The organism is Streptomyces sp. RG80, from assembly GCF_040446465.1.
Taxonomy (GTDB): domain Bacteria; phylum Actinomycetota; class Actinomycetes; order Streptomycetales; family Streptomycetaceae; genus Streptomyces.
The window spans coordinates 285,683-312,224 of sequence record NZ_JBEAAJ010000011.1 but is presented as its reverse complement, the minus strand read 5'-3'; the positions used below and the strand labels follow the sequence as shown (position 1 = coordinate 312,224).

Here is a 26,542-nt window from a genome sequence, read left to right as displayed (position 1 = left end):
TCGAGGGAGTTCCGCATGTCCATGGACCGGCACGGTGTACCGAGCCGCAGACAGGTCGTCGGCGGCATGGTGGCGACCGGGGTGGGATTGACGCTGCCGATCGTCCCCGCGCTGCCCGCCGAGGCCACCGGCCCGCACGAACCGCACATCACCGACCTGACCGTCGACGGCCGTACGGGAACCCTGCTCGGCGTCGACGACCCCGCACCCCGACTCGGCTTCCGGGCGGCCGGAGTGCGCGCCGGGTGGCGGCAGGCCGCGTACCGGATCCGCGCCGCGCGCGGTGCGCGGGACCTGCGTGCGGGCCGGTACCTGTGGGATTCCGGCAAGGTCCGTTCGGATGCCCAGAACGACATCGCGTGGGGCGGTCCGACGCTCACCTCGCGGCAGGAGGTCGTCTGGCAGGTGCGGGTCTGGGGCACCGACGGCAGGGCGACGCCCTGGAGCCGCCCGGCGAGCTGGGAGATGGGCCTGCTCAAGCGGTCCGACTGGGGCGACGCCCGGTGGATCGAGTACCCGGGCCGGAGCCTCGACCAGCCCCTGCCGATCCTCGCCCGCTCCTTCAAGGCCCCCGCGCACATCAGCAGGGCGCGGCTCTACGTGTCCGGCGTCGGCCTGCACCACGCCGTGCTCAACGGCCGACCCGTCACCGACGAGGTACTCGCACCGGGCAACTCCAACTACCAGCTCTCCACGGAGTACCGCGTCCACGACGTCACCCACCTGATCCGCCCGGGCGCCAACACCCTCGGCGTCGAACTCGGCCACGGCACCGCCCTGGTCACGCGTTCCGTCACCAACCCGGTGACTGGCCGCAGCGCCCCGTACAGCTGGTGGCAGAGCCAGTTCAAGGGCAGCGGCGCCCTGGTCGCCGCGGCCCTGGCGGGCGCCACGAACGTCAAGGTGAACGGTGTGGCCGGCTACCACGTCGGCGGCGCGATCGACATCGACACCGGCGACGGCGGCGAGCGGCTGGAGTCCCGCACCATCACCGCCATCGGTACGGCCGGGGCGGACGGCACGGGCATCACCTTCGAGCCGCCTCTCAAGGCCGGGCACGCCGCCGGCGCGGCCGTCACCGGCTCGGGCAACCCGCTGGCGAGCACCGACCCCAGCGCGGGCGCCGCCGTGACACCTCGCCTGATCGCCCGGCTGGAGCTGACCAGGGCGGACGGCACGACCGAGACCGTCGTCAGCGACCGCTCGTGGAAGGCCGCACTCGGCCCGACGACCCTCGCCAACTGGTATTCCGGCTCCGACTACGACGCGCGCCGCGAACAGCCCGGCTGGACCGCACCCGGAGCGGACCTCGGCGACAGCGCCAAGCGCCGCGACGGCACGCCCGTCGGCTGGACCCGCGCCGGCATCGCCCCGCCCCCGAACCTCACCACCGACCTCGTCTGGCGCGTGGGCGAACCGGTGAAGATCGTCGACAAGCTGCGACCGACCCGGATCTCCCAGCCCCGACCAGGCGTCTGGGTCTTCGACTTCGGTCAGAGCTTCGCCGGCTGGCCGCGGCTCGAGCTCGACGGCACCCTGCCCGCCGGCACGACGGTCAAGCTCCAGCCGGCCGAGTCCCTGAACGCCGACGGCACCGTCGACCAGGCGTCCCTCATGGGCGGCGGCGCGGCCCGCGGCACCGACCTCTTCGCCACCTACACGACCTACGGGGACGCGGACGGCGAGAGCTGGCAACCGCGGTTCCACTACTTCGGCATGCAATGGGTCCAGGTGACCGGCCTGCCGTCGCACTACACACCCACCGAGAACACCCTCACCGGCCTTCAACTGCACGCGGACGTCCCGGCGGCGGGCGATGTGCGCACCTCCGACGAGCGGATCAACCGGATCCACCGGATGGCCCGCTACTCGATCATGAGCAACACGATGTCCACGTTCACGGACTGCCCGGGCCGCGAGAAACTGGCCTACCCGGCCGACTACCTCCAGCCCTTCAGCTCGCTGCACCGCACCTTCGGCTACGACGCCTACCTGCGCACCATGCAGCGCCATCTGGCGGAGGGCCAGTCCAGAGCGGGCGACAACATCGGCAACGTCGCGCTCAAGGCCCCGGTGTACGACTGGGGTTACACCGGCCGCTTCGGCGACGAGATCAACTGGGGCGACGGCATCGTCCTGACGCCATGGCTGCTGTACGAGACGTACGGCGACACCCAGACGATGGCCCGCCACTATCCGCGGATGCAGGCGTTCCTGAACTACATCAGGACCCGCAAGGCGGGCACGGGGACGGACGCCTACCTGGTCGACGCGGCACTGGCGGACTGGATCGCCGCCGAGAACACCTCCGGCCGTATCACCGGCACCTGGGGCTACTACCAGACCGCCGACCGCATGGCCCGGATGGCCGCACTGCTCGGACGTGACAGCGACGCGAGCGAGTACCGCCACCTCGCCTCCAACATCAAGAAGGCCTTCAACGACGCCTTCTACAACAGCTCACTCGGCCGCTACACCGGCCTCGGCGAACAGGGCACCGCCGGCGCGACGCAGGCCGCGCAGGCGCTCGCGCTCGACGAGGGACTGGTGCCCGAGGGCGAGCGCGCGAGGGTGCTCGACGCGCTGGTGGAACTGGTCGACGCCTACCGGCCGTTCGGCGGCGGGCCGCACTTCAGCGCGGGCACCATCGGACTCGCCCCGACCGTACGGGCGCTGATGGACGGTGGCCGCGACGACGTGCTGTGGGACGTACTCCAGGAGGACACCCGGCCGAGCTACGGCTTCTTCATGGCGCCCACCACGGCCAACCCCGGGGGCCTCACCACCATCCCCGAGAACTGGGACGTCCGCGCCTCCAAGAACCACATGATCCTGCTCCAGATCGAGGAGTGGTTCCACGGTGGTCTGGCCGGCATCCGGCAGGCGCGCGGTTCCGCCGGCTACCGCGAACTGGTCATCGACCCACGCCCGGTCGGCGACCTCACACACGTCGAGGGCAGCTACCGGACCCCGTACGGCGAGGTCACCTCGAAGTGGACCCGCCGCGACGGCACCTTCCGCCTCGAGGTCGAGGTGCCGCCGAACACCACGGCCGAGGTGCGCGTACCGGCCGGCGACCGCACACGGCCGAAGTCCCTCGGCGGCGCGGTGTTCCAGGGCTTCGAGGGCGACCGGGCCGTGTACCGGGTGTCGCCGGGGACGTACGAGTTCAGCGCGCGTGACGCGTCAGTGGTCGAAGGGACGGCGGCGTGACCCATGAGGTACCCCACACAGCAGAAGCGAGCTCATACGCGGCGGACGGCCGGGCCCGTGTCCGTCGGCGCAGCGTCCTTGCGGCGACCGCGGGCGCGGTGCCGGTAGTGGCCGGCGTCCTGGGCGACGGCACCGTGGCGCACGCGGCGCCGTCGCCCCGCACGGACGGTGGCGCGGTCCACGGACTGACCGTGGAACACCGCACCGACCCCCTCGGTGTGGACGCCCCGCGCCCCTGCTTCGGCTGGCGCATGCGCTCGGCCGCACGCGGACGGAGCCAAGGCGCCTACCGCATCCTCGTGGCGACCGCGCCCGACAGACTGACCGGCCGGCGCGCCGACGTCTGGAACAGCGGCCGGATCGACGCCTCCGACTCGGTGTCCGTCCGCTACGACGGCACCGCACTCAAGCCCTCCACCCGCTACCACTGGACCGTCACCGTCTGGGACGCCGAGGGCCGCACGGTCGGTACCGCGCCTCCGGCCTTCTTCGAGACCGGCCTGCTGAGCACCGACGGGGTCACGGGGTGGGAGGGCGCCCAGTGGATCGGAATGAAGGGCAAGGCCCCCAACTCCCCGGGCGCGCCCATGCTGCGGACCGAAACACGGCTGAGCAGGGGGCGCCGGGTCCGTGAGGCGCGACTGTACGTCTCCGCCCTGGGCGTGCACGACACCTACGTCAACGGGCATCACCTCGGCGTCCCGCAGGACGGCGGCACCACGATCGAACTGCTGCCCCCTGGCTGGACGAACTACGACGCCCGCGTCAACTACACGACCTACGACGTGACGGACCTGGTCGAGCGGGAGCCCATCGTCACCGTGGCCTGCGTCCTGGGCAACGGCTGGTACAACGGCCGTATCTCGGAGGGCAGCACCTACTACTCCGAGGACGGCAACGCCCTGGCGCTCAAGGCCAAGCTGCTGATCCGGTACGCCGACGGCACCTCGCAGTCCGTCGTCACCGAGCCGGACGCCGCCTGGAAGGCCACCGACACCGGCCCGTACCGCGCCGACGACATCTACGACGGCCAGACCTACGACGCCCGCAAGGAACTGCCGGGCTGGACGACGGCCGGCTTCGACGCCTCCACCTGGTCGGACGTGGCACACGTTCCCTTCGAGGCCCGACACCCGGACGTGAAACTGCTCGCCTATCCGGCCGAGACCGCACGTCTGATGCCCCGCTGGGACCGTCGTCCGCAGTCGATCACCGTGATCACAGGGGTGACGGGACAGGAGAACAGCCCCAACGGCCGAGGCCGCGTGGTCATCGACCCCGACCGGACCGTCACCGATCCCGCTCGGGCCGCCGCCGCGTCGGTCACCCTCGCCGCGGGCGAGACGGCCCTCTTCGACCTGGGCCAGAACATGGTCGGCGTGCCCCGATACCGGCTGCGCGGACCGGCCGGAGCGCAGGTCGCGCTCAGGTTCGGCGAGATACTCAACGACGACAGCACCGGCGCCGACGGCCCGGAAGGGTCGCTCTACCTGGCCAACCTCCGCACCGCCAAGGCGACAAGCACCTACATCCTCAAGGGCGACCGCCACGGGGAGACCCACCAGGACTCCCTGACCTTCTACGGCTTCCGCTATGTGTCCGTCACGGCGACCGACACCGTCACGATCAGCGGCCTGACCGGCAGGGTCGCCACCTCCGCGATCCACGACATCGGCACCCTCACCACCAATGACACCTCCGTCAACCGGCTGATCAGCAACATCCGCTGGGGCCAGCGCGGAAACTACCTCTGGGTCCCCACCGACTGCCCGCAACGCGACGAACGCCTGGGCTGGACCGGCGACACCCAGGTCTTCGCCGCCACCGGCCTCTACAACACGGACGCGGGCCCCTTCCTGAGCCACTTCCAGGACACGGTCGTCGACTCGCAGGCCATCTACGGCATGGACAAAGCCCAGTTCACCGGCCTGGCACCCGGCGGACGCTACAACTTTCCCGCAGGCGGCAGCGGTTGGGCCGACTGCGGAGTCATCCTCCCGTGGACCCTCTGGCAGATGACCGGCGACCGTGCCGTCATCGAGGACAACTGGCCCGCCATGACCCGCTACCTGGACTGGATCCACGAGCAGACCGGCGACACCTACGCCGGACAGGGCTCCATCACCGGCGACTGGCTCGCCCCGCAGAAGACCAGCGCTCAGCTCATGAGCGACGTCTACTACGCGTACGCCGCCCATCTGATGGCACGGATGGCCCGCGCCGTCGGCCGGGGCGCCGAGGAGAAGTCCTACGACGTGCTGTTCGGCCGCATCAAGCGGGCCTTCGTCACCAAGTACCTGAGCACGGAGGGCGGAACGCTCACCCTCAGGTCCGGTCTCGGCCCGGCGTCCCCGATCGAACCGGGCGCCGACCCGAACCAGAAGACCGAGGACAACACGCAGACCGCCCTGCTGTGGGTCCTCAAACTGGGCTTCCACGAAACCGAGGCCCAACGCCGGGCCCTGGTCGGCCTGTTGGCGGACAACATCGGCAACGACGCGGCCTACAAGGCGGCCCACCCCACCAGCAGTCGGGTCGGGTACGCCGAGAACACGCTGTCCGTCGGCTTCCTCGGCGTCAACGTCCTCGCCCCCGTCCTCACCGACGCGGGCCGCGCGGACCTGGCGTACGAACTGCTCCACCAGGATGCCATGCCCTCCTGGCTGTTCTCGGTCAAGAACGGTGCCACGACCGTCTGGGAACGCTGGAACTCCTACTCCGAGGACGACGGCTTCGGCCCGGTCAGCATGAACTCCTTCAACCACTACGCCTACGGCGCGATCATGGAGTGGATGTACGCCTACATGGCGGGCATCGCCCGGGACCCGGACAGCCCCGGCTTCAAGCGCTTCGTCCTGCAACCGCACATCGATCCCACGGGCAGGATCACACACGTGGCAGGCACACACGAGTCACCGTACGGCGAGATCACCAGCGAGTGGAGGACCAAGGACGGCGGCCGGACCCTCACGTACGACGCCGTCGTCCCCGCCAACAGCGAGGCGACCCTTCGCCTGCCGGCCGTCGCCGCGGACACCGTTCGTGAAGGGCGCACTCCACTCGCACGCAGCGAAGGAGTCCGCTTCCTCGGCCACACCGACGCAGTGGCCACCTACCTGCTGCCGTCCGGCCGTTACACCCTGACCAGCACACTCCGCTGACCTCGGGCCGACCACGCCGGCGGCACACGCGCCGGCGTGGTTGGCGGGGGAGTCGGCCATGACGCCTGCGTCGGTCAGCCCGCCGCCGGGTTCCGCGCTCGCACGAACCCCTGACTCCGCTCGACCTTCGCCACATGCAGCGAGTAGCGCTCGTACCAGTCGGCCTGGCCGCGCTTCTGCGCCACACGGTGCTCGGCGTTGCTCCGCCACTGCGCGAGGGCGTCGGCGTCGCGGAAGTACCCGACGGTGATCGACAGTCCGCCAGGGGTGTGTGCCTCGTCCATCCCCAGGTACCCGGGGACCTCCTTCACCAGCTCTTCCATGCGGGTGGCGGTCTCGCTGTAGCCGTTCTGGTCCTGGGTGCGCAGCGAGGTGAAGACCGCTACGTAGTAAGGGGGTTCAAAGGCCTCGACGGGAGTGACAGGTGCATCGGCTTGATCGCTCATGTCGTCACTGTAGGACAGCGTGCGACCGACGATCCGGTGTCTTTCCCGAACGGGATCCATAAGGGATCCGAGTCTTGACCAAAGGCGTCAGGAACTCCTAGAGGTAATTGGCCAGCAGGTCGTGGTCCACCGTCATCGCGTCGCGATCCAGTGCGGGCAGCCCCAGGTGCTCACAGATCAGCTGGGTCAGCTGCTCCTCGTACGTCTCGCTCTCGTGGTCCAGCTCGGCCGCCGTGATCAGCGGGGCCAACTTGTTGGGCCAGTACTGTCCGACGTAGTCGGGATCCTCGTAGTCGACGCAGGACGCCGCCCGGCCGTCCTTGTAGTGGTACGCCTTGGGTCTGTGGGCCTTGGCGACAGAGGGGTTGGGCACGAACACCACCAGCTCGGCGCCTTGGGGGCACAGCTCGCGGTAGTCGATCAGGTCGTAGTCGTCGCGGTTGAACATGTGGTGCACCATCACACCCCAGTCGCCCGGTGCCGGGTCGTCGCCGTAGGCCAACGGCGGCCGGTTCTGCGCGGCGAGCCCTTCGATCATCGCGGCCAGGCCGGTCCCCTTGAAGTAGACGAGGACGGTCTCGTCCTCCCAGTACCGTCCTGCCCCCAGCCACGTGATGACGCCGCAGTCGATCCAACCAGTAGTCATACCCGGCAACATAACCGGCGCCACTGACACACCCCGGACCCAGGCACAGGCGTGGTCACAGTGCCCGTGCCGCGTAGGCCCTGACGTCCGCGTCCGAGTCCGTCGTCGCGGCGGCCAGGGCCACCTGGGCCTCGGTGAGGGTGCGATGGCGGGTCAGGGCCCGTACGGCGGCCTTGCGGACGTCGGCGTTGGGATCGGCGACGGCCTTGGCGAGCGCGGGGACGGCGAGGCCGGGATCCGCGGCGGACAGGGCGGTGGCGGCGCCGGCTCGTACCTGCCAGGCCGGGTCGGCGAGGGCCGCCTCGGCGCGGGCGGCCAGGGTGGGCGGGCAGCCCGCCGTGCCCAGCGCCTCGAAGGCGGCCCCACGGACCAGCGCGTCGGAGTCGGTCACGAGCTCAGCGAGGGCCGAGAGGACGACGCCCGAGTCCAGGCCCGCGGCGGCCAGGCCCTTGGCGATGGTGACCCGGACCTCGCGGGAGGGATCGACGGCGGCCGCACGAGCCACTTCCTCGGCGGCGTCGACCGACACGAGCGCCCGTACGGCCTCGATACGGACGGCGATGTCCGGGTCAGAGAGCGACGCCGCGAACAGCTCCACGTCACCCAGGCGCAGGGCGCGCAGGACGTCCAGCGCGGCGGCGCGGACCACGGGGTCCGCCTCCGACAGGGCGGCGGCGAGGCCGTCGCGCAGGGCCGGTTCGGGCGGCAGTGTCTCGACCAGTTCCCGCAGCGAGGCGGCCGCGGCGGTGCGGACCCCGGCGTCGGGGTCGGCCAGCGCCGTGGCCAGCGCCGGTCCCGTCCCTGAGGGCACGGACTCCGTCAGGACCGTGACGGCCGTACGGCGCACGGTGGGGTCGGGGTCGGCCAAGTACGGGCTGAGGACGGCCAGTTCGGGCAGCTCCTCCTCGGTGAGGGAGAGGAGCTCCAGCAGCCGAGGTGTGGCCGGAGTGTCCACCTTGGCGCCGACCGGGACGGCCGTGCCGGTCTCGGTGGACTCCTGGCGCAACGCCACCGGCGCCGTTTCACGGGCGCCCGCGGTCGCCACCTGTTCCGCGTGGACCTCGCCCAGGTGACGGGAGGCGCCCCCGACGGGCGCGAAACCCTCGACCGGAACGAGGTAGGGGCTCACGGGACGGGCCGTGAACTCCATGGCCCCCGTAGGGGACTTGCGCAGGTCGAGATGGTGGAACCAGGACGCGTCGTCGCGTTGCGGGTGGTCGAGACGTTCGTGGTAGAGACCCCAGCGGGACTCGGTGCGGGCCAGCGAGGACCGCGCGGCCATCTCCGCGCAGTCGCGGATGAAACTGACCTCGGCGCAGCGCATCAGCTCATGCGGTGTCTGGGCGCCCATCTCGGCGATGTCGGCGCGCGTCCGCTCGAACGACTCCAGGGCCAGGGAGAGCCGGGCGCCCGACTTGGGCGGGGCCACATAGTCGTTCACGAAGCGGCGCAGCTTGTACTCGACCTGGGGCTGCGGCGGGCCGTCGGGGTTGCGCAGTGGGCGGTAGATCAGCTCGTGGGCGTCCTCGATCTGATCGAGGGGCAACTCGCCCTCGTAGGGCTTGTGTTGGGCCGCGTCCGCGCCCGCGAGGTCACCGAAGACGAACGCCCCGATCATGTAGTTGTGGGGGACGCAGGCCAGGTCTCCGGCGGCGTACAGCCGGGGGACGGTCGTACGGGCGTGGTCGTCCACCCGTACCCCCGAGGCCGAATGGCCGCCGCACAGGCCGATCTCGGAGATGTGCATCTCGATGTCGTGGGTGCGGTAGTCATGGCCGCGGCCCTCGTGGAAGGTGCCGCGGGTGGGGCGCTCGGTGGTGTGCAGGATCGACTCCAGGGCGTCGATCGACTCCTCCGGGAGATGGCTTAGCTTCAGGTACACCGGCCCCCGGTCGCCGGCCACCTCCGCCGCGAACTCGGCCATCATCTGCCCCGACCAGTAGTCGGAGTCGACGAAGCGCTCGCCGTGCCGGTTGACCTGGTAGCCGCCGAAGGGGTTGGCGACGTAGGCGCACGCGGGGCCGTTGTAGTCCTTGATCAGCGGGTTGATCTGGAAGCACTCGATGCCGGTCAGCTCGGCGCCCGCGTGGTACGCCATCGCGTAGCCGTCGCCCGCGTTGGTCGGGTTCTCGTACGTGCCGTAGAGGTAGCCGGAGGCGGGCAGGCCGAGGCGGCCGCAGGCGCCGGTCGCAAGGATCACCGCGCCCGCGCGGACCGTGACGAACGCGCCCGTACGGGTGTTGAAGCCGACCGCCCCCACGGCCCGCCCCTCGGCGGTGAGCACCCGCACCGGCATCACGCGGTTCTCGATGCGGATCCGCTCCCGCATCTCACGGCGCCGAAGCTGCCGGTACAGCACCTTCTTGACGTCCTTGCCCTCCGGCATCGGCAGCACATAGGAGCCGGAGCGGTGGACCTGGCGGACCGCGTACTCGCCGTGCTCGTCCTTCTCGAACTTCACGCCGTACGACTCCAGGCGCTGCACCATGGCGAAGCCGCGGGTGGCGGTCTGGCGGACGGTGGACTGGTCGACGATGCCGTCGTTGGCGCGGGTGATCTCGGCGACGTAGTCGTCGGGCTCGGCGCGGCCGGGGATGACGGCGTTGTTGACACCGTCCATGCCCATCGCGAGTGCGCCGGAGTGGCGGACGTGTGCCTTCTCCAGCAGCAGGACGTCGGCGCCGTGCTCGGCGGCGGTCAGCGCCGCCATGGTGCCGGCGGTGCCACCGCCGATGACGAGGACGTCACAGGTGAGTTCCTCGGCGTCGGTGAGGGCGGGGATCTCCAGCGGGGTGTTCACGGAGGTGGTCACCGAGGGCCTTTCAGGTGGTACCGAGCGAAGTGAGGATGTCGCGCCGCAGCGCCACATGGGCCGGGTCGTCGTGCGTCGAGCGCTCGCGCGGACGCGGCACCTGGCGTACGGCGATGAGCCGGCCGGAGCCGAGGAGGGCCACGCGGTCGCCGAGGAACAGGGCTTCGTCGACGTCGTGGGTGACGAAGACGACGGTCGCGCCGGTGCCGTGCAACACGTCCACCAGCAGGTCCTGCATGCCGGCGCGGGTCTGGGCGTCGAGCGCGCCGAAGGGTTCGTCCATGAGCACGGCGCGTGGTCGGCCGGCCAGGGCGCGGGCGAGCTGGGCGCGCTGGCGCTGTCCGCCGGAGACGCGGTGCGGCAACTGCCGTGCCCGGTCGGCGAGTCCGACCCGCTCCAGCCAGGCCTGGGCCTGCTCCCTGCGCCGGGCGCGCGGCACGCCTTGGATGGCGAGGGGCAGTTCGATGTTGGCACGCAGGGTGCGCCAGGGCAGCAGGGCGTCTTCCTGGAAGACCAGCGCCCGGTCCGCGCCCGGTCCGGTCAGCGGTCGGCCGTCCTGTTCCACCGCCCCGCCCAGCGTGGGCAGCAGACCGGCGAAGGTGCGCAGCAGCGTCGACTTGCCGCAGCCGGAGGGGCCGACGACGGTGAGGATCTCCCCGGCGTGGACGTCCAGGTCGACGTCGGCCACGGCCGGGGCGTCCGGCCGTCCGAGGGTGGCACCGCGCAGGGTGAGGCGGGTGCCGCGCGAGGTCGCCGGCGTGGTCCTCGCCTCGGCGGGCCGGGTGTCAGACGAGGTGCTCATCGCGTGCCTCCGCGGCCTTGGCGGGTTCGGTGGTGGACGTCGTCGCCGGGTTCCGTGCGGGTCGAGGCCGGGCGGCGGGGGTGTACGAGGTGCGGGGCAGCCAGCGGGTCAGGCGGCGGCCGACGAGCTCGACGGCGGTGGACGTCAGCCAGCCGAGCAGGCCGATGGTGACCATGCCGACGAAGACGCCCGGGTAGTTGACGATCGTGTAGTCCTGCCAGGTGCGGTAGCCGACGCCGTACTGGCCGGAGATCATCTCGGCGGAGATCACACAGATCCAGGACACGCCGATGCCGACCGACAGGCCGCCGAAGATGCCCGGCAGCGCGCCCGGCAGGACCACCGAGCCGAGGATCCGCGACCGGCCGCCGCCCATGGTGCGCACCGCCTCCTCCCACACCGGGGTCAGCGCGCGCACCGAGTGCCGGGTGGAGACCAGCACCGGGAAGAACGCGGCGGTGAAGGTGATGAAGACGATGCCCTGTTCGTTGGAGGGGAACAGGAGGATCGCGACGGGGACCATGGCGATGGCCGGGATGGGCCGTACGACCTCGAGGACCGGGCCGAGCAGGTCCTCGGCGAGCCGCGAGCGTGCCACGAGCACGCCGGTGGCGACGCCCAGGACGGCGGCGAGCAGGAAGCCGGTCACGATCCGGGTCAGGCTGTCGGTGAGGTCGGTCCAGTAGTCGGCGCCGGCGAGCCGGTCGGCGAAGGTCCGGGCCACGTCGGTGACCGTCGGGAACTGCGCGAAACGCACCCACAGGTTCACGTCGTAGGTGGTCAGCAGCTGCCACAGGCCGAGAGCGGCGGCCAGCGAACCGGCTCGCAGCACGAGCCGGCCGATCCGCCCGGGGTACCGGCTCACGAGGCCCGTCCCAGCGCGTCCGCGTACGTGATCACCCGGGCGCCGACGTGACCGGCCACGTAGGCCCGCGCGGTGTCCGGGGCGACGAAGGGCAGCAGCTCCTTGCCGTCCGCCACCCACACGGCCTTGTCGGCGAACCAGAGGGTGCCGGTGGTGGCGTCGGGGACGTAGGCGGCGCGGATGCCGTCCTTGTGCTGGGCGACGTAGGCGAGGAGTAGGGCGGGGGAGGTGAAGCTGCGCGTCTTCGTCTCGCCCTTGGGCCAGACCTCGCTCGCGGCGGCCGGCGGGGTGGCGGCGAGCTGCTTGGCGTAGCCGGCGCCGAGGGCCTTCTTGACGTAGCTGTCGTCGACGAAGGAGTCCACGTCGATGTCGCCGGTCAGCTTGGCCGCCTTCAGGACCGACACGTCCTGCTTGAGCGCGGAGACGAGCTGCGGCTTGACGGCCGGGTCGAAGGTGGAGATGCCGTGGGCGCCGTTGTAGAGGTAGACGACCTCGGCGGGCAGTCCGGTGGCCTTCGCGACCTTCTCGGCGGCCGCCACCGGCTGGGCGTTGAGGTAGTCGGTCGCCTCCGCCTGGGCCTTCAGGAAGGCTTCCAGTACGGCCGGGCGCTGCGTCGCGAAGTCCTCGCGGGCGGTGACGCCGTGGAAGGTGGGCAGATTCAGCTCGGCACCGTCGTAGAGCGCCTTCGCCTTGCCCTGGTAGGCGAGCAGGCCCGGCCAGGCGACGAACTGCGACAGGGCGTCCGCGCTGCCTGCCGAGAGGGCCGAGGCGCCCACCGCGGGCTGCTGGTTCAGCTTCTCGATGCCCTTGTCCGGGTCGATGCCGGCCCGCTGAAGAGCCCGTACGAGCGTGCCGTCGGCGGCGGAGCCGACGCTCGTGGAGACCTTCTTGCCCTTGAGGTCCTTGAGGGATCCGAGCTTGGACGCCGGAGGGACCACGACCGTGTTGAGGCCGCCCTTGAGGTTGTAGCCGGTGACCGAGACCAGGTGGGTGGGCTTGCCCAGCTGCTTGCCGCGGGCCGCGTTGATGAGCAGCGGGAAGTCGCCCATCGAACCGATGTCGATCTTCCCGGCGGTCATCTGCGCGGTGATGGGCGCGCCGGTGGCGTAGTCCTGCCAGTCGACCTTGTACGTCTTCCCGTCGTGGAGGGCGTTGAGCTGCTTCTCGAAGTAACCGAGGGAGCGCAGCAGGGTGCCGGCCGTGACCGTGTTGATGGTCTTGGACTGGTATCCGACGGTGACGGTCACCGTCGAACCGCTGCCCGCCTCGGCGCTGCCGCCGCAGGCGGACAGGGGGAGCAGAAGAGCGGACGCGGCGAGTGCGACTGCCGTGCGTTTCATGGGAGTTGGGCCTCTCAGCGGAGCAGATAGGGCATGTTGACCGTGACGGCTCCGGTGGGACAGCGGGCCGCGCACGGGCCGCAGTACCAGCACTCGTCGACATGCATGTACGCCTTGCCGTTGGACTCGTCGATGGCGAGCGAGTCCAGCGGGCACATGTCCACGCAGAGCGTGCATCCGTCGATGCACTTCGACTCGTCGATGGTCACGGGCACGTCGGCCCGCTGGGGCACCAAGGGCATGGCTGTCTCCAGAAAGGTGATGCTGTGTGAAGCGGGGGGCGTCTACAGGGAGCGGTGCAGCAGGCCGCTCATCGTGATGCGGTCGCCGCGGAAGCGGATGAACTCCAGGTCGACCGGGCGGCCGTCGGCGAGGTGGGTGAGCCGTTCCAGCATCAGGACGGCCGCGCCGCGGGGGGCCTCCAGGACGGTGGCGGAGTGGGCGTCCGCGCTCACCGCCTCCAGGGTGATCTCGGCGTGGCCGAGTCCCTGGCCGGTGATGGCTTCCAGGAGGCGGAAGACGTCGGTGTTCTCCAGGTCGGCGCCGAGGAGTGCGGTACCGATGTCGAGGGGGATGTAGGTGAGGTCCAGGGAGAGCGGCAGCCCGCCCAGGCGACGGAGCCGTTCGATGTAGAGCACGTCGGCGCCGGGTGGGACACGGAGGCGCTCGGCGACGGGGGCGGGCGCGGGGGCGGGGCCCATGGTGCGGACCTCGTTGGTGACGCGGCCGTGTTCACGCAGGGTCTCCGCGAGGCCCATCAGCCGGTCGAGCCCGTGGGGGTACTTCTGGGCGACGACCACTGTCCCGACGCCGGGGAGGCGATCCACCAGACCCTCGGCGCGCAGGAGGTCGAGGGCCTCGCGGACGGTATTCCGGGAAGCCCGGTAGTCCGTGGCGAGGCTCGACTCGTGCGGCAGGGTGCCCGCCGGGAAACCCCCGGTCAGAAGCTGGTGGCGCAGGAGGTCGGCGAGCTGACGTGCCCGGTCCGCGCGCAACCGACGCCGCGTGCGCTGGGCGGCGACGGTGGGCGCGCCCTGGCCGGCGTGGTCTCGGATGCGATCGGTGGGCGGCATGGCCCGAACCATACTTATCCGGTAGGGATAGTGGTGTTGCAGAAGTGTTGCGCCACCTGACACCCCATTAGATATCCCGCTGACCTGGCCTTTTGGTAGGTGGGAGGAGAGATGTGCCACGGTCCGCCGCCACCGGAAGCGGGTTGGTGGCCGAACGTGTTACTCCTCCGGGTCCCAGGCGCGGAGGAGGTCGATGGGCTCTGTGTCTCCGACGATGCGCAGGGAGTCGGCCGGGATGCGGTCGTGGATGAACAGCACCAGGTCACTCGCCGTGCCGTGGATGGAGACGCCGAATGCGTCGAGGTGTTCTCCGACGGCAGTGGCGGGGAGGCGGGCGAAGCGTGCGCCGTCGTTGTCGAGGGTGAGACGCAAGGAGCGCCCTTCGGCGGCATGGAAGCCGAGGGTGGCGGGCTGGTGCGGCCAGGGGCTGGTCGTGGCGACGCAGGTGGACAGGAATTCGTCGACCCCGTCGAGTGCCGTCTCGATCGGCAGTGGCTGCGGTGCGCCGAGGGTGTTCTGGACGTCATACGTGTGCACCGCGACCTCCTGGAGCTGGTGGCGGGCCACGGCGCCACAGGTCTGCGGTGGCTGCGAGGCACCCCACCAGGTCCAGCAGCCGCGATCCGGGCCGGCTTCCCGCAACGCGTCCACGAGCTGCCGGGTGGAGGCGGCCGACCAGGCCAGCAGCGCCTCACGTTCGCCGGGTGCCGCCGCGGCGCGCTCGGCGATGGCGTTGTCCGGGGGAGCGCCGGCCGGCCCCGCGGCGACGGTGGCGGCCCAGAAACGGCGCCCCTGCCCCAGATGCTGCACCAGCTCGAAGAGTGTCCATTCGGGGCAGGTCGGAACCTGTATGTCGAGGCTGGGCGCGGTGGCGATCGCGGCACGGACGGCTGTCGCGCGTTCGTCGATCGTCAGCAGCAGGTCGGCGAACTCCAGGGTGCTATCCACCGCGGTTGTCTATCACTGCCTCCCGGTCGGTGGACAGCGATTTCATGGCTCGGGGAGTGATGTCGAGGTCAGGGGGCGGGTGTTGACAGCGAACACCCATCGGGCGTGGTTGTGGGCCCATCTACTGCGCCAGGCCATGCCGGGCAGTGCCAGGCATGGCCGTTCCATTCCACGAGGAAGGGGTGGGCGTGCGGCAGGGGTGTCCCCCAGACTCGGGCGCCGAGGGCGCAGAGTCGGCTGAGGGTGACGGTGAGGGCGGCGACATGGCCGACGACCGCGACGGTCTCGCCGGGGTGGGCGCCGACGATCTGCTGGAGGGCCGCTGTAGTGCGGGCAACGACGTCGTATCCCGTTTCGCCGTCCGCGACACGTCGGCCCAGATCCCGCTCGACAACCCAGGCGCGCAGCACTTCGGCTGTCTGTTTCCGGACGGCGGGGTCGGTTGACCCCTCGTGTCGGCCGATGCCCATTTCGACCAGGCCCGGCAACACTGAGACGCCGGCAGCCGGTGTGGCGGTGAGCAGCTCCGCGGTCTGGCGTGTCCGCAAAGCCGTGCTGGTGTAGATCCTGGCGATCGGCTCGCCCGCGAGGACTTGGGCTGCCGCGACGGCTTGGCCGCGTCCGTGCTGCGTCAGTGGTGCCGCCGGCACTGCCCCAGCGACGTGGGCGGTGATGTTCTGGGACTCGCCATGGCGCAGACACCAAACGCGTACGCCGACGCTGGTGCGGCCAGGCTCAGATGCTCGACCGGTGCTGTTCATTGTCTTAGTGTCGCCTCCGCTCGCAACACCGCATCGGTGCCGGGCATGATGGACACATGACCACGCCGAGCGCCGACTGGCTCACTGTCACCGCCTACGAGAACCTGCCGGGCTGCCTCGCGCCCATGGCGGCCGTTCGCGCTTGACTGCGTGATCGCGGCATCGACTGGATGCCCTTCGATGACGATGAGGTCCGTTGGGGCCTCGCCTGCGGTGTCGGTTCCGACGGTCACTGGCACGGCTGGTTCGACGTCCGTGTCCACGCCGACGCTCTGCGACGCCACGGACTGCACCCCGACCAGCCGACCGCCCAAGCCGCCGCCCCCTCTCCGCCGGGTTGGTGGCACGCGGCCGCAGAACGTCGGGCTCGCAGGTGATCCACTTCTGAAGCAAGGGGTGGAGGTCTCGAGGCGGTAGATACGATCAGGGCCTTGGGTAAGGGGCCGCGGGGGGGAACGGGTCTTATGCGCAGTTTCGTGGATCTGGGACGTCGCAGCGTGCTCGTGCTGGGCGCGGCGACGGTGCTCGCGGCGTGTACGTCGACTGCGAAAAGCACGGATGGAAACAAGATCCGCACGGACTCGGAGCCGCTGGAACGGCGGTTCGCCGTGCTTGGCCCGCTCTCCAACGCGCATTGGGTCGGCGTCACGCTGGGTACCGATTCCAGGGCGTCCGTTCCGGGTCCCACCGATGTTCGTGTGGTGGGCTTCGCCCAGCTGAGAGCGGGTGGCGGCGCCGCCCTCACGGGGGCGCCGCAGCGGGAGTTCCTCCCCGCGACGCCGAGTGGACTGCCGGAAGAACTCGTGCAGTTCATGCCCAAGGGCGCCCGGTGGGTACGGAGCGAGTCCTTCGACCGCGCGGTAACCGGCGGGACGTACTCCGGTGCGTTCTACGTCGACCCCGGTACGAACTGGGTCTGCTTCGACACGACCAATCCGAGTGCCGTATCCAGCTCCGGCCCGTGACCGGGGTCCCGTTCCCCTTGTTCTTTGGTTTCGGCCGATGAGATAACGCGTGTCGCCGTAGGGGGCGGGGCGCCTAGCCTGTGGGGCATGCATCAACCCCGAAGGCGCGACCGGCGCCCAGCTCGCCGCGTGGGAACGGAGTCCGGCGAGCGCCGGACTTCACCTGTGCGGGTCGCGGGGGCGAAGGTCATGGTCGTCGGCTACTTCTCCGCGAAGGAGAAGAACTTCGTCGCGCTCATGGACTCGGCGGTCGCGGAACTGACATCGCACGGTGCTCGGGTGGTCGGGCGGATCGTGCAGAGGCGCGGTGTCTCTGACGGCGGGGTCAAGAAGATGGCCTTGCCGTACTCTTCGCGGACGCTGCTGAGCTACGGGAAGGTCCGTGAAGTGGCCGCGGCTTGTGAAGGGGCCGCCGCTGACGTAGTGGTCTTCGTCGCTGCCCTGACGGAGCGTCAACAGCGTGTGTTGACGAAGACGCTCGGCCGCCCTGCCGTCAGTCTCTCCGAGATCTCACCCTTGGCTGACCACTCGCACAGCGCGCCCGAAGCGGACAGATCTCTGTTCCCCGAGCAGTGACTGCACGGAGTCGGTTCAGAAGTCGACCGTGGTTTCGAAGGTGCTGCGCTCCTGGGCGAGTTGGTACCAGCGTTCGGCGAGAGCGTTCGCTGCGACAGGTCGTGAGCCCCCGGGCTGAACGACAGCGGGTTCCTGTTGTGTTCCGCTCGTGTCAGAACCATCCCACCCCGGCCAGGTGAATCGGTCCCTCCGGCCGGGGCCCCGTGCGGCGGTGTTCCACGCATCGTGGCGTGGGGCTACGGCAGTTGGGTGGGCCGGGGCGAGGGGCCGTTGCCGAGGTCGATGACCAGGCGGACGACGAGTTCGCCGTCGACGGTGCGGGTGCGGTCGCCGATGATCCGGTTGAGGTGGCGGACGCCGGGCTCCAGGTCCATGACGTGGGTGAGGAGCGGATCGACGCTGCTGTCTGCGCGCAAGGCTTCGGCGGCGGCGAGGAGTTGGGGGTTGGTGACGCCTCGGTTGCCGCTGAAGGTGAGGCGCAGGCCGGGGCGGGTGAAGGTGGTGGTGGCCGGGGGCCAGGGCCCGCCGGTGCCCGCACGGCGGACGCCGTCGAGGTCGACGCCCGGCAGCAGGGGCGTGGTGGCGCGGGGCGGGACGCCGCCGAGGGGGTGGACGGCCACCAGGCGCTCGCCGAGGGCGGTGACGGCGGCTTCGACGGCCGGGACGGTTCCGCCGCGATGGGTGGTGACGAGGAGCGCGGCGGCGCCGGAGACATGCCGGTCGAGGGGGTCGTCGGCGAGGACGCTCACCGCGTGCGGGACATGGGCCTGGGTCCACTTGAGGCCGGCCTCGGTGCGGTGGACCACGACGACACGGACCGTGGGGAACAGGAAGTGGGGCGCGAGAAGCGCGGCGAGATTGCCGGTCAGCCCGTCGCCGTGGACGACGAGGGTGTCAGGGGCCGAGGCCGCCAGGCAGGACAGGGCGTAGCGGACGACGGCGTACGGTTCGACGAGGGTGGCGCGGGCGGCGGGGAGGTCTTCGGGGAGGTGGGAGACCAGGCCGCCGCGGACCGCCGAGGCGCCGATGAGGACGCGTTGCTGGAAGAGGCCCGGCACGTTGTGGCCGAGGAGGAAGGACGGGTCGCCGGGGTGGGTCGGGTTGACGATCACCCGGTCGCCGGGGGCGAAACCGTCGGTGCCGGGTCCGGCGGCGACGACCTGGGCGGCACCCTCGTGCCCCACGACGGGTGAGGGGTCGTCGCGGTCCCCGCGCAGGATCTGGATGTCGGTGCCGCACAGGCTCACATGCTCGGGTGCGAGCAGGAGTTCGCCCTCGCCGGGATTCGGGGTGGGGACCTCCTCGATACGGCAGGTGGTGCCGTGGCGGACGATCGCGCGGTGGGTGGCCGTGGCCGGCATGAGGGCCTTCCTGGATGGTGACGGTCGAACGGGAATGGTCTCAGCGTTTGGTGACGGTCAGTCGACCGTGGGAGAGCGCGACGGCGCCCGCCATCGGGTCCACCTCGCCGGGGCGGCACAGCCGAAGCCACGGCGCGGCCCGGTCGGGGCCGGTGTCGCGGTCGGCGTAGCTGCGTACCTCGCTGACCTGGCGCACCAGTTCGGCGCGGTAGGGGTCGCCGAGGCCCTCGGCGTAGCCGCCGCCGATGCCGATGAGGTCGATACGGGGATCGAGGCAGCGCACGGTGCGCACGATCTCCGCGACGGGTTCGACGACGGTGCTGAGCAGGCGGTGGGCGGCCGGGTCCCCGGACCGTAGCCGGTCGGGGAGTTCGTCGCGGATGCGCTCGGGGTGTGCGATGCCGAGCGCCGCCGCGACGTGCGGCAGCGCGGGTCCGGCGGACACGGCGGCGACGTGGCCGGTGCCGCCGCACGGGCAGTCCAGTGCGCGGACGGCGTCGGGTGCGGTGGAGACGGCCCGGAGGTGCCCGACCTCGCCTTGTATGCCGTGGGCGTCGACCGGGACGGAACGTTCGTCGAGGTCGGCGGTGCGCAGGGCGATGCCGCTGCTCACGGTGACGTACACGACCCGGCGATGGTGAGGCAGGGCGAACCGCTCGACGAAGCTCGCGAGTCCGGCCGTGACATCGTTGAACAGGTGCCAACGGACGTCCGGGCGCCGGGCGGTGAGCAGGGCCCGGAGCGGGACGGGCCGGTCCGGGCCACCGCCCCAGAGCGGGCCCGAGCCGTGCAGCACGCCCTGCTCCTCGTCCATGGCGGCACCGCACGACATCGCCACGCGCGCGTGCGCCGGTGCCGCGTCGGCCAGCGTCTCGATCAGCTGCTCCAGGAGCGCCGCGGGATCTTCGCCGGGCTGGTTGAGGACGCTGGGTGCGGGGAGCCGCACGGTTTCCCCGGAGCCGTTCCTGATCCGCAGCCAGGTTCCTCCGAGGTCGACGGCGACCTCGGTACGTACCTGGTCGTCGCGGTCCCGTGCCGCGGCGGTCGGGGCGGCCGGTGTGCTCACAGCCGTATCTCCTCTGCCGGTTCGGCGGGTGCCAGGGGCTGCCGGATGTCCAGGCGGATACGGCCGTCCCGGACGTGGGCGGTGACGGCGGTCAGGTCGTCGACCCGGTACGAGGCCGGTTCGTCGGCGGGGGCGGCGACGGCGACGGGCGTTCCGCCGGAGCGGCGGGCGGCGAGCAGACCGGGAGCGGAGTCCTCGAAGAGGAGGCAGTCGGCGATGTCCACGTCCAGGAGACGGGCCGCGGCACGGAAGCCCTCGGGGTCGGGTTTGCCGGCCCGGACGTCGTCGGCGCAGACGGCGACGGCGGGCAGGGGCAGTCCGGCGGCGGCCAGGCGGCGTTCGGTCATGGTGCGGGAGGCGGAGGTGACGACGGCCCAGGTGCGCTCGGGCAGGGAGCTGAGCAGCCGGCGGGCGCCGGGGATCTCGGTGACCGTGTCGGCGGTGGCCTCCTCGCGCTCCCGGATCCAGGCGACTTCGGCGGTGACGCCTGCCGAGTCGGCCGTGGGCAGGAGCCCGGCGACGATGTCGTGCGCGGTGCGGCCGGGCAGCGCGGCGAGCACGGTCGCCGGGTCGAGGCGGTGGCGGGCGGCGAAGTCCCGCCAGACGCGGTCGATGGAGACGGCGGAGTCGACCAGGGTGCCGTCCATGTCGAAGAGCAGCGCGCGGGCCGTCACGGCGTGGGGCGAGGTCATCCGATCTCCAGGGTGTCGGCGGCGAACCGGATCAGGTCGAGGTCTTCCTTCCAGTGCCTGCGCAGACGCTGGTCGCCGGGGTCGGTGTCGAGGATCACGTGGTCGGCGCCGAGGTCGCGGAGGAAGGCGATGTCGGCGCGGATCTGGTCGGGTGTGCCGTAGCCGAGGGGCCGGGAGTCAGGGTCGGCGGGGGTGGTGGTGGGCAGGAAGAAGATCCTCGGGGCGAACTGCTTGCCATCCGCGAGGAATCCGGCGGCCCGGGCGCACAGTTGCCGACTGGGGTGCAACGGGTGCCAGGCGGTACCGACGCGGTTGACGCGTTTCAGGGCGGGCGGTCCGTTGCCGCCGATCCACAGCGGCGGGTGCGGATCCTGTACGGGCCTCGGCGCCGTGTGCACCCGGTGGCCGCGGTGGGTGACGGTGTCCGACGTCCATGCCTCGACCAGGACGTCCAGGGTCTGGTCGGTGAGGGCCCCGCGCCGGCGGAAGTCCACGCCCAGGACGTCGAAGGCGCGCGGGGCCCAGCCGACGCCTACGCCTACGACGAGGCGGCCGCCGCTGAGCCGGTCGATGGTGGCGGTGGCCCGGGCGAGTGCGATCGGATGGCGGTGGGAGGCGATGAGGACGCCCGCGCCGAGGCGGACGGTCCGGGTCTGCCCGGCCAGCCAGGAGAGGGTGGCGAGGCTCTCGTGGAAGGGGGCGGGGGAGCGCCGGTGGGCGTCGTCGGTGAGGGCGAGGTGGTCGGAGACCAGGACGGTGTCGAAGCCGAGCCGTTCGGCCTCGAGGGTCCAGTGGAGCATGCCCTCGGGGGTCATCTGGGGGCCGAAGTTGGGCAGGTTGATGCCGAATTTCACGAGGTCACCGGCCCGGGAAGAGTGAGCCCGAAGGGGGTGTGACGGGCTGTCGAGGCGGGTCGCGGTGAGGCGTCGAGTTCGAGCAGGTTGCCGCCGAGGCGGTCGAGAGGGCGCGGCGGCGCCTGGCCGGGGACACCGTGCTCGAAGAGTTCGAGGTTGAGGGCGTCGTCGACGACGACCATGGCCATCGCCGAAGTGCCCTCGACGTCGAGGTCGAACTGGCGGCGCATGAAGGCCCGGTCGGCTGCGATCTCGGTGCGCAGCACGACCCGCGCGCGGTGGTGGGTGACCAGGTGGTCGACGGCGGCGTCGAGGCTCTGGACGCTGTAACCGGTGTGGTCCAGGCCGAGCAGGGTCGGCAGGAGCGCGTCGTCCGCCGGACGCTGGCCGTGGTGGAGCCGCTCGGCGGTGCTGTCGGCGTAGCCCGGGGTGTCGGGCCACTGCTGGAGTTCGAAGAGGGTGCCCCACGGGGAGCGGAAGTAGATCCAGCGGTTTCCGCGGATCGGGCCCTCGGGGATGGTGATGATGTCGCCGAGGACCTCGACGCCGGGGAGCTTCTCCAGGTGGGCGGCGGCCGCCTCGATGTCGCCGACCCGGAGGCAGAGGTGGTTGGTGCCGATGTCGACCAGGCGGGGCGGTGTGTCGTGGGTGCCGACGGGCGCGGTGGGCACGAGCCGCACCTCGATGCCGGGGGAGAACGAGACGACGCCCGCGCCGCCCTGCCGGTCCACGGTCGAGGGCCCGGCCAGTTCCGCGAGGAAGGCGGTGGCCTCCGCGACGTCGGGCACCGCCACCGTGATCCGGTGAGCCGGGACTTGGATGCCCGGGGCGGGGGCCAGGGAGGTGTCCGGGGTCGTGCTCATACGGGGGCTCCTTGTGGGTGCGGGGCCAAAGTGACGACCCGGGGGTGTGAGGGCTGGGGACCGGGGCCGGGTCGGGGGTCTGTGACCGGCGCCGGGTACGGGCCGGTCGCCGGGACTCTGCGGAGGGCCGCGTACGCAAACGGGCCAGCGCCTACGGCCGCGTACGCATACGGGCCGGTGGCCGGAGTCGGGGCCGCGCGCTGGTGGGTGGCCGGGCGCGCGGCCGATGTCGGGTGCGGGCGGGTCACGGCAGCAGCAGGACCTTGCCGCGCAGGCCGCCCGCGCCGAACTCCTGGTGGGCGCGGGTGGCGTCGGCGAACGCGTGGCGGCGCCCGACCGGCACCGTGAGGCGGCCCGCGGTGACCAGGTCGCTCAGGGTCTGGAGCTGGTCGCCGTTCTCGTCGACGTAGCTCTTGCGCGGGGTGATGCCACGCTCGGGCTCCGGCTGGGGGTTGTCGTCGATGGCGACGAACTGGCCGCCGTCGGCGACGGCGCGGATCGAGGCTGCCACGCCCGCGGTGTCCACGACGGCCGTGTGGCGGGCCTCGGGGAGATCCTCGGTCCGGGTATGGACGGTGGTGACGCCGAGGGCCTTGAGCGGCTCGGCGTCGTCGGGCCGGGCCAGGGCGTCGACCGGGTGTCCGTCGGCGAGCAGCAGCTGGACGGCGATCCGGCCGACCGCGCCGGCGGCGCCGGTGACCAGCACCGGTGCGCCGGGCGGCAGCATGAGTTTGGCCAGGGTCTGTACGGCGGTGAGTCCGGCGAGCGGGAGCGCGGCGGCTTCCTCCAGCGGCACTCCGGTCGGGGCGTGGGCGAAGAGGCGTGCGTCGGCGGTGACTTGTTCGGCGTAGGTGCCGTAGCGGTGCGCCGGTTGGGCGACCATGCCGATGACCCGCTCGCCCACGGTGAACCGGGTGACCTCGTCGCCGGTCTCGGTGACGACGCCGGAGACGTCCCAGCCGGGGACGGCCGGGTAGGTCAGGTTCAGGGTGAGGAAGCCGGAGCGGGTCTTGAGGTCGACCGGGTTGACGGCGGCCGCGGTGACGGTGACGCGGATGTCCCGCGGTCCGAGGGGCAGTTCGGGCACGTCGGCGAGGGTCAGGACGTCCGGGGCGCCGGTGTGGTGGAAGGTGACGGCTTTCATCGCGGTGTGTTCTCCCTCGGGGTAACGGTGGTGAAGGCGTGGCGGGCGTTGGCCTCCGCCGCGGTCAGGGCGAGTCCGCCGTCGGCCAGGACGGAGGCGCCGGTGAGGTAGCCGGCGCCGGGCCCGGCCAGGTAGGCGATGAGTGAAGCGATCTCCTCGGCTCCGGCCGGTCGTCCGAGCGGAATGTCGGGGCGGGAGATCTCCCGGTAGGCGTCCTCGTCGTGGACGCCGTTCATGGCGGTCGCGGTCTCGCCGGGCGCGACGGAGTTGACCCTGATGCCGTACCGGCCGAACTCCAGGGCGAGCACCTTGGTGATCATGCCCAGGGCGGCCTTGCTGGCGCAGTAGAGCGCGCCGCCGGTGATGGGCACGGTCTCATGGACGGAGGTGACGTTGACGATGCTGCCCCGGACGCCGCCTCGGATCATGTGGTGGCCCACCGCGGAGGCGAGCGCCATGGGGGCGAGGGCGTTGATGGCGAACACCTCGTCGGCGCGCTTGAGTTCAAGGGCGTCGGCGGCGCTGCGGTCGTTGATGCCTGCGTTGTTGACCAGACAGTCGATACGGCCGGCCCGCTCGACGGCGGCCATGCAACTGTCGACCGCGACCTCCGGGTCACGCAGGTCGGCCCGGACGGGGACGCACTCGGCGCCGGTGGTGGCCTCCAGTTCCGCGGCGATCCGGCGGATCCGGTCCTCGCCGGTGGCGTAGCCGAGCAGCAGCCGGTGGCCGGGGCGGGCGAGCGCGCGGGCGGTGGCCCGGCCGATGCCGCTGCTCGCGCCGGTGATCAGTGTGGTGTGGACGTCAGACAAGGCTCAGCACCACCTTGGGGCGGGTCCGGCCGTGCTGGAGCACGTCGAAGGCGCGGGCGACCTCGTCGAGCGGTATCACCTGGTCGACCAGGCCCGAGGCGAGTTCGTCGACGAGTGCGACGGCCCGGGCGTAGTGGTCGACGCCGTGCCGGACTCCGGCGATACGGATCCCGTTGAGAGCGATCCGGCCGGGGTCGACGGTCTCGGTACTCGTGGGGACGCCGACCAGCAGGCACAGACCGCCGGGGCGCACCCGGTCCAGCGCGGCGGTGAGGGTGCCGGGGGCGCCGGAGCACTCCAGGACGAGGTCGTAGCCGGTGGGGGCGTCGGCGGTGCGGGTGAACCGGTCGCGGTGGCTGTCCGGCGGGAGGTGGCCGACGCCGCCGGGTTCGGCGATGTCGACGGTGACCGGGTAGCGGGCGAGGACGGCGGCGGCGAGGCTGCCCATGGTGCCCGCGCCGACGATCAGGACCTGGTCGCCGGGCCGGGGGTCGGCCGCGCGCACCGCTTCCAGGACGGTGACGAGCGGCTCGACCAGGACGTGTTCCGGGCGCGGACGCTCCGTGCCGGGCCCGAACGGGACCAGCGCGTGACGGGGCATCACCAGGTACTCGGCGGCGGCGCCGGCCCAGCCGTACAGGCCGACCTCGCGCAACTCGGTGCAGAGGTTGCGGTGGCCGGAGGCACAGGAACGGCAGGACTGGCAGGGAATCATCGTGGAGCCGGTGACGACCTCGCCGTGCCGCAGCCCGGTGACGCCCGCGCCGAACTCCTCGACGGTGCCCACCCATTCATGACCGAACCGGTGCGGGAAGGCGGCCCGCCCGTCGGCGAGGTAGGGGGAGGTGCCGTGGAGGAGCTCCAGATCGCTGCCGCAGAGGCCGACGTAGGCGATCCTGACCAGGACCTCACCGGGGCCGGCGGCCGGGCGGGCGGTCTCCACCAGGGTCGCGGTGTGCGGTTTGTCGATGACGGCGGCCCGCATCAACGGCCCTCACCTGCAACCTTGGTGCGGCGCGTGCCCAGGGTGAGGGCGAGGACGGCGGCCAGCGCGAGGGCGGCGCCGACGGCGGGCAGCGACCCCAGCGACGCACCGAGGGAGAGGGTGGACGAGCCGATCCAGGCGCCGGCGGCGTTCGCGAGCTGGAAACCGGCGATGTTGACCGTGGCCGCGAGGTTGGGAGCCTCGCTCGCCGCGGTGATCAGTTTGGAGGCCAGCGGCGGGATGATCGAGAAGCCCGCGGCGCCGAGGACGAAGAGCCAGGGTGCGGTGAACCAGGTGTGCGAGCCGAACAGCGCGAGCAGACCGAGTGCGACGGTGAGCGCGCCGAGGGCGACGAACAGGGTGCGGTCGATGGAGCGGTCGGCGAAGTGGCCGCCGAGCTGGTTGCCGACCACCGAGCCGATGCCGAAGACGAAGAGCAGCAGGGTGACATGGCCGGACGAGAAGCCGGTGTGGTCGCGGAGGTAGGGCGCGATGTAGGTGAATACGACGAACAGGGCGGCCTGGCTGAGCGCGGTGAGGGTGAGGGCGGCCCATACCGAGGGGCGGGTGAAGACGGTGAGTTCGGTGGAGATCGATCCGGCCGGACGGCTCGGGGCGCGCCGCGTGACGGCCACGAGCCCCACGGTGACCAGGGTCTGGAAGACCGCGACCACCACGAAGGAGGTCCGCCAGCCGAACTCGCCGCCGATCAGGGTGCCGAGCGGCACGCCGAGCACGGTGGCCAGGTTGAGGCCGAGCGAGACCCGGGCGATCACCCGGCCCTGGAACTCCGGCGGCACCAGCGAGGTGGCGAGGACCAGGCAGAGGGCGAAGAACGTGGCGTGCGGCAGCGCGGTGACGATCCGGAAGACGACCAGGAGCGCGAAGCTGTGGGCCAGGGCGGTGCCGAGGGTGCCGATGACGAAGACCGCCATGGAGCCGATGATCAGGGCGGTGCGCGGCACCCGAGTGGTGACGATGGTGAGCAGCGGACCGCCGATCATCACGGTGACCGCGTAGACGGTCACCAACAGGCCCGCGGTGGCGTCGGAGACGTGGACGTCGCCCGCGATCTCGGGCAGGACGCCGGCCACGAGGTATTCGACGGTGCCGACGCCGAACACGGCGAGCAGCATCCAGAGCACGGCGGCGTTGGC

At 71.6% G+C, this 26,542-nt stretch carries 23 protein-coding genes and 1 pseudogene; 5 read left to right on the top strand and 19 right to left on the bottom strand.

Annotated elements, in window-relative coordinates:
* The first annotated feature begins 15 nt into the window (after positions 1-15).
* The gene (locus tag ABKA17_RS36115; RefSeq protein ID WP_353696572.1) at positions 16-3,213 is read left to right on the top strand and encodes a family 78 glycoside hydrolase catalytic domain; all 3,198 of its coding nucleotides are present in this window, start codon (positions 16-18) and stop codon (positions 3,211-3,213) included.
* A gap of 98 nt (positions 3,214-3,311) precedes the next feature.
* Complete coding sequence (locus ABKA17_RS36110; RefSeq protein ID WP_353696645.1) at positions 3,312-6,374, top strand: family 78 glycoside hydrolase catalytic domain; 3,063 nt, start codon at positions 3,312-3,314, stop codon at positions 6,372-6,374.
* Positions 6,375-6,448: 74 nt separating this feature from the next.
* Here ABKA17_RS36110 and ABKA17_RS36105 read toward each other — a convergent pair whose 3' ends face one another.
* The 10 genes from ABKA17_RS36105 to ABKA17_RS36060 form a co-directional block, all read right to left on the bottom strand.
* Positions 6,449-6,820: an antibiotic biosynthesis monooxygenase family protein gene (locus tag ABKA17_RS36105; RefSeq protein ID WP_353696571.1), complete on the bottom strand. Its 372-nt coding sequence runs from the start codon at positions 6,818-6,820 to the stop codon at positions 6,449-6,451.
* A 97-nt stretch (positions 6,821-6,917) separates the two neighbouring features.
* A complete protein-coding gene (locus tag ABKA17_RS36100) occupies positions 6,918-7,466 on the bottom strand; it encodes a hypothetical protein (RefSeq protein ID WP_353696570.1) in 549 nt (182 codons plus the stop codon).
* Between the two features lie 55 nt (positions 7,467-7,521).
* On the bottom strand, positions 7,522-10,278 hold the full coding sequence (locus tag ABKA17_RS36095) for a fumarate reductase/succinate dehydrogenase flavoprotein subunit (protein WP_502994483.1): 2,757 nt from the start codon (positions 10,276-10,278) through the stop codon (positions 7,522-7,524).
* Positions 10,279-10,288: 10 nt separating this feature from the next.
* Positions 10,289-11,080, bottom strand: coding sequence for an ABC transporter ATP-binding protein (locus tag ABKA17_RS36090; protein WP_353696568.1), 792 nt, complete (start codon positions 11,078-11,080; stop codon positions 10,289-10,291).
* On the bottom strand, positions 11,064-11,945 hold the full coding sequence (locus tag ABKA17_RS36085; RefSeq protein ID WP_353696567.1) for an ABC transporter permease: 882 nt from the start codon (positions 11,943-11,945) through the stop codon (positions 11,064-11,066). The genes ABKA17_RS36090 and ABKA17_RS36085 overlap by 17 nt, the downstream gene beginning before the upstream one ends.
* Positions 11,942-13,285: an ABC transporter substrate-binding protein gene (locus tag ABKA17_RS36080; RefSeq protein WP_353696566.1), complete on the bottom strand. Its 1,344-nt coding sequence runs from the start codon at positions 13,283-13,285 to the stop codon at positions 11,942-11,944. Before ABKA17_RS36080 ends, ABKA17_RS36085 begins: the two co-directional genes overlap by 4 nt.
* Positions 13,286-13,299: 14 nt before the next feature.
* On the bottom strand, positions 13,300-13,527 hold the full coding sequence (locus ABKA17_RS36075) for a 4Fe-4S dicluster domain-containing protein (RefSeq protein WP_030790138.1): 228 nt from the start codon (positions 13,525-13,527) through the stop codon (positions 13,300-13,302).
* A 42-nt stretch (positions 13,528-13,569) separates the two neighbouring features.
* Complete coding sequence (locus tag ABKA17_RS36070; protein ID WP_353696565.1) at positions 13,570-14,358, bottom strand: GntR family transcriptional regulator; 789 nt, start codon at positions 14,356-14,358, stop codon at positions 13,570-13,572.
* Between the two features lie 159 nt (positions 14,359-14,517).
* Positions 14,518-15,306, bottom strand: a complete 789-nt coding sequence (locus ABKA17_RS36065) for a maleylpyruvate isomerase N-terminal domain-containing protein (RefSeq protein WP_353696564.1) — start codon at positions 15,304-15,306, stop codon at positions 14,518-14,520.
* Positions 15,307-15,374: 68 nt separating this feature from the next.
* Entirely contained in the window at positions 15,375-16,067 is a 693-nt protein-coding gene (locus ABKA17_RS36060; protein WP_353696563.1) for a histidine phosphatase family protein, read from the bottom strand.
* Positions 16,068-16,237: 170 nt separating this feature from the next.
* Here ABKA17_RS36060 and ABKA17_RS36055 point away from each other — a divergent pair, with 170 nt between their 5' ends.
* From ABKA17_RS36055 to ABKA17_RS36045, 3 genes are all read left to right on the top strand, one after another.
* Entirely contained in the window at positions 16,238-16,444 is a 207-nt protein-coding gene (locus tag ABKA17_RS36055; RefSeq protein ID WP_353696562.1) for a hypothetical protein, read from the top strand.
* 99 nt (positions 16,445-16,543) lie between these two features.
* Complete coding sequence (locus ABKA17_RS36050) at positions 16,544-17,032, top strand: hypothetical protein (protein ID WP_353696561.1); 489 nt, start codon at positions 16,544-16,546, stop codon at positions 17,030-17,032.
* Positions 17,033-17,161: 129 nt separating this feature from the next.
* Positions 17,162-17,608 (top strand): HflX-like GTP-binding protein, encoded by a 447-nt coding sequence (locus ABKA17_RS36045; protein WP_353696560.1) that lies wholly within the window; start codon positions 17,162-17,164, stop codon positions 17,606-17,608.
* A 236-nt stretch (positions 17,609-17,844) separates the two neighbouring features.
* On the opposite strand, the gene ABKA17_RS36040 is transcribed toward ABKA17_RS36045, so the two are convergent.
* From ABKA17_RS36040 to ABKA17_RS36000, 9 genes and pseudogenes are all read right to left on the bottom strand, one after another.
* Positions 17,845-18,969: an alcohol dehydrogenase catalytic domain-containing protein gene (locus ABKA17_RS36040; RefSeq protein WP_353696559.1), complete on the bottom strand. Its 1,125-nt coding sequence runs from the start codon at positions 18,967-18,969 to the stop codon at positions 17,845-17,847.
* 40 nt (positions 18,970-19,009) lie between these two features.
* Positions 19,010-20,035 (bottom strand): ROK family protein, encoded by a 1,026-nt coding sequence (locus ABKA17_RS36035; RefSeq protein ID WP_353696558.1) that lies wholly within the window; start codon positions 20,033-20,035, stop codon positions 19,010-19,012.
* Entirely contained in the window at positions 20,032-20,727 is a 696-nt protein-coding gene (locus ABKA17_RS36030) for an HAD-IA family hydrolase (protein WP_353696557.1), read from the bottom strand. Before ABKA17_RS36030 ends, ABKA17_RS36035 begins: the two co-directional genes overlap by 4 nt.
* Complete coding sequence (locus ABKA17_RS36025; RefSeq protein WP_353696556.1) at positions 20,724-21,581, bottom strand: TIGR03619 family F420-dependent LLM class oxidoreductase; 858 nt, start codon at positions 21,579-21,581, stop codon at positions 20,724-20,726. The genes ABKA17_RS36030 and ABKA17_RS36025 overlap by 4 nt, the downstream gene beginning before the upstream one ends.
* A complete protein-coding gene (locus ABKA17_RS36020) occupies positions 21,578-22,444 on the bottom strand; it encodes a VOC family protein (RefSeq protein ID WP_353696555.1) in 867 nt (288 codons plus the stop codon). The genes ABKA17_RS36025 and ABKA17_RS36020 overlap by 4 nt, the downstream gene beginning before the upstream one ends.
* A gap of 244 nt (positions 22,445-22,688) precedes the next feature.
* Positions 22,689-23,588: an NADP-dependent oxidoreductase gene (locus ABKA17_RS36015; RefSeq protein WP_353696554.1), complete on the bottom strand. Its 900-nt coding sequence runs from the start codon at positions 23,586-23,588 to the stop codon at positions 22,689-22,691.
* On the bottom strand, positions 23,585-24,400 hold the full coding sequence (locus ABKA17_RS36010; RefSeq protein WP_353696553.1) for an SDR family oxidoreductase: 816 nt from the start codon (positions 24,398-24,400) through the stop codon (positions 23,585-23,587). Before ABKA17_RS36010 ends, ABKA17_RS36015 begins: the two co-directional genes overlap by 4 nt.
* Positions 24,393-25,385, bottom strand: a complete 993-nt coding sequence (locus ABKA17_RS36005) for a zinc-dependent alcohol dehydrogenase (RefSeq protein ID WP_353696552.1) — start codon at positions 25,383-25,385, stop codon at positions 24,393-24,395. The genes ABKA17_RS36010 and ABKA17_RS36005 overlap by 8 nt, the downstream gene beginning before the upstream one ends.
* Positions 25,385-26,509: pseudogene (locus ABKA17_RS36000) on the bottom strand (MFS transporter); the annotation flags it as partial. The gene ABKA17_RS36005 and the pseudogene ABKA17_RS36000, both read right to left, overlap by 1 nt.
* Positions 26,510-26,542: the final 33 nt, after the last annotated feature.